Annotated in this window: 4 protein-coding genes; 2 read left to right on the top strand and 2 right to left on the bottom strand. The window is 43.9% G+C overall.

The features are described from left to right. Positions 1-725, bottom strand: a 725-nt coding sequence (locus FWJ59_RS08515) for a hypothetical protein (RefSeq protein WP_414481517.1), incomplete at its 3' end; no start/stop codon positions are given. Positions 726-765: 40 nt separating this feature from the next. Further along, positions 766-1677, bottom strand: a complete 912-nt coding sequence (locus tag FWJ59_RS08510; RefSeq protein WP_414481516.1) for a tyrosine-type recombinase/integrase — start codon at positions 1675-1677, stop codon at positions 766-768. A 453-nt stretch (positions 1678-2130) separates the two neighbouring features. Here FWJ59_RS08510 and FWJ59_RS08505 point away from each other — a divergent pair, with 453 nt between their 5' ends. After that, complete coding sequence (locus FWJ59_RS08505; RefSeq protein ID WP_414481515.1) at positions 2131-2604, top strand: hypothetical protein; 474 nt, start codon at positions 2131-2133, stop codon at positions 2602-2604. After that, positions 2582-3777 (top strand): phage terminase large subunit (locus tag FWJ59_RS08500; protein ID WP_414481514.1); only part of this gene is annotated, 1196 nt, incomplete at its 3' end. The genes FWJ59_RS08505 and FWJ59_RS08500, both read left to right, overlap by 23 nt.

Raw genomic sequence — 3777 nt, 5'->3', positions numbered from 1 at the left:
GACGATCTTACCCATGCTTTAATTTTATCCTCGTCTACACAGATTTCCCTATCTTTCATAATCTCAAGATAGCTATCCACTTTAAAGGGAGAAGCTACTAACACATCATCCACCTCAAGCCACAACAACGAATTCGGTATTTCCTCCACCAGCTTCTTAATTTCTTTGACTTGATCGTTTACATTAACTGGTTTTAGCAACTTCACCATTATTATTTTCTCTTCTTTGTCTTTCTTCAAACGACAGTATCCGTCCGCAGGCTCGCGACCTATCTCGACTCCCCAGTATATATCATACTCATCACGATATTTTTTGACTAATGAAATAAACACTCTATTGAGTACGTAATACATTGCTAATTCTTTAGTCCCTACCGACTCAATCATCTCATTCGGGTCCATCCTCAAATACTCTATCCCTCTCTTGTCTAGCGTATAAAAGTATCCTAACGCATAATCCGCAGCAGCTACCTTAGCATACCCTTTGTTTACCAACAAGTTCAGCACTTTATTGGCAGCGGTAATTTTGGTTGTCCGATCCTTTTTCTTGTTATCAAAAATGGCCTCCATTACACTATCCCTATGCAACACCTTCATTGCTTGCATAAGGTGTAAAGTCTCAACCGCATTGAAAGAAATATATGGAAACCCTGGCGCCAATACAGGGCGGCTCATTCTATTGGCTGTCAAGTATTCTATGCTTTTTACCTGATACTCATACAACATACGATTTCCTCCTTTCGCACTCCTCACCAAAGTCGTCACTCTACCTTCGCCTCCTTTTTGCTCTAATAAATTTTTCAGCAGGAGAAGCTTCCTTATGCAACATTTTAACATCTAAGTCACTTAATTGCACATAGATTCTCGTCATTTCCAAAGTCGTATGACCCAAAATCTTCTGTAATGTAAAAACATCCCCACCATTCCTTAAATAGTTAACCGCAAACGTGTGCCTAAACGAATACGGCGTGATTTTTACGCCTTCCAGCCCTGCTTTTTTAGCGTACTTATTCAAAGTATCGCCCCAACTACGTGTTTTTAAACGCATTCCGTCCTGGTTCGGAAAGAGAATCTCTCCTCCCCAGCCGTTTTTGATTGCTAAGTACTTCTTTAACTCTCTCACAACGCCCTCTCCAAGGGGCAAAAACCGCCTCTCACGGTCCTTTGCAACATCGGGAGGGATAATTATATGGGTCCCCTGAAAATCGGCCTCATTTAGCCCGAAAAGCTCCTTTGGGCGTATGCCTGTGTCTAAACTTACCAACATGCACACATAATTTCTCCGCCCAATAAACGTCCCTTTATCAGGCTGGGCCAACAGTTTCTCTACTACTTCGTCGCTTAATGGCTGTACCGTATCCAGAGGCTCTTTTTTCAGTTTGATAGGTTGCACTGGGTTTTTCTCTAGAAGCCCTTCTTCTACCAGGATATTAAACGACGCTTTAAGGTACCTAATTCGACTGTTAATTGTTCGTACAGCGTTCCCCCGATCTTCACCCAGCTTTAAGTATTTCCTTATGACTTCAGGCGTTACCTGTTCAGCTTCAACAATCCCCTCCTTTTCTGCCCAGCTTATAAACGAGCTTAAATGGTACTTGTAATCACGTAACGTAAAATCCGCACACCCATCTGCTTGCTTAACCCACAAGACGTACTCCATTGCCTCATCCAAGCGCATAATAATAGCTCTCCTCCCGTCCGAAAGGACTGTGAAGGAGAGCAGCTGTTTCTAAGAGTACAGGACTTGTCCAGTTTTTTGTTATGCCGAGGCTTTAAAAACCGCGCTGTTAAGCCATTTTACAAATTCTGTTAACTCGGTGATTTTAAGTCCTGTGCGTCTGCCAATTCCGCCACCCCGGCATAATATCAAGGTTTTTCAGCTTGCTGACCTGTTTTAACTGAACAGGACATGCGCTCTCCTTCACTTTTTCTTGACGCAAAGGACATACGTTTTGTAAAGCGACATATTGAATTATACTGCCTGCTTAGGAACTTGTCAACAGGTTTCGGAAAGGTGAAGAAGAAATTGCGTATTACATAGAGTATTGTATTGATTAATCGATATATGGTATACTAGAAGTAGTATCTAGTAAAAAATTCTCTAGCCACTCCTATAAACTAGGTGATGGCCATGTCAAAGTCTTTAAGGAAAGCTGAAGAAAAGTCAACCCTGGTCAAACCGACCTTCGATAAAGATCCTTACGCAGAAAAGATCGCTAAACTGATGGCCGACCCCGAATTTACGGAAATGCCCGACACCTACAAAGCCAAACGGGTTGGCCTTTCTGTTGAGGAGCTGCAAGCCTACTTTGATAATCCGAACTTCCTCCGCTGGGCCGTGGAAAAGATGAGAGACTTTTACCTCGCCCGTCTCCCAGCGGTGATGAACACCATCTACGAACAGGCCCTGATGGGAAAAGGTCGCCAACAGAAAATGCTTTTGGAGTTCATGAAAGTCACAGCTACCGAAAAAGAAGAAACAAAAGCACCTCATATTACGATCATCACTAATATCCCCGATCCAGATAAAAAGGAAGAAAAATCCAAAATTGTCATTGACGTAAATAGCGAGGGGACTAACGATGGAACAAGCACCGTACAATGAGAGACCGTGTAAATCCTGCGGAAAGCCTTACAAGGTAGGTTCTGGAATCTGGTGGGGATTTTGCGAAAAGTGCGGTTATTTAGAGATGTTTTATGATCCCCTCCCTGCTCAAGCAGCTTTCCATGCTTCCCCAGCAAAGTACCGCCTGTATGCGGGAGGGTTTGGCTCTGGTAAAACCCTGTGCGGCTGCCAGGAAGCTAACCAGCTCGCTTTGCGGTATCCTGGCAACTTTATATTGGTAGGCGCTCAAACATACACCAACCTACGAGACACCACTCTCCAGACTTTCCTTGAAATCGTACCAACGCCTGTTCTCAAGGGCGGCAAACTGGAGGTTGCTTTTAATAAGTCGGAGATGTCGATTACTTATCAGAATGGCTCTGTTGTCATTTTCCGTTCAATGGATGAGCCCAATAAATACAAATCTCTTAATCTGGGCGCTTTTTATATAGATGAGTTAACGGAAGTGTCCGAGGAAATCTGGTTGATGCTAGAATCCCGTCTTCGGAGGAACACGGTTCCCAGACGAACGGGTTTTGCAACGACCAACCCAGAGAAGGGTTGGGTATGGTCTCGGTTTGTGAAAGATCACGGTAAGAAGAAAGATTATGCGTACTTCCAAGCCCCAACGACGGAGAACATTTACCTCCCAGAAGACTATGTGCAGGGGCTGTTGAACAGTTACCCTGAGAGCTGGGTCAAGCGGTATATTTACGCTGACTGGACGGCTTTTGAAGGGCAAGTCTATCCAGAGTTTCAGCCTAACTATCCTTATGTGGTTCCCCATAAAGAACCTGACCCAGAATGGCCTGTCTATGTGGGCATTGACCATGGTTTACAAAACCCAACAGCTGCTGTTTGGGCAGCCATGAACCCAAGAACTGGGGAGCTGTATGTTTTTCAGGAATACTACGAAAAGAACCAATTAGTGGAATATCACGCTAAAAACATCCAATTTATGAGTGCGAAATACCCTGTGTACGCTTATTGGATCGATCCTTCCACTCAAAACCGCAATGCAGTAACGGGCACATCTATTCGGGGCGAATATCTAAGACACGGTGTTCCTGTGGCTTTATCTATTAGTGATCTCCATGCAGGAATACACCGAGTTGCTTCCTATTTTAAGTTGCAACCGAATGGTAAGCCTAAAATGACCATTTCTGAACGGTG

Source organism: Caldicoprobacter sp. (assembly GCF_047459465.1).
In the GTDB taxonomy this organism is placed as follows: Bacteria; Bacillota; Clostridia; order Caldicoprobacterales; family Caldicoprobacteraceae; genus Caldicoprobacter.
This window is presented reverse-complemented; position numbering and strand designations above follow the sequence as displayed.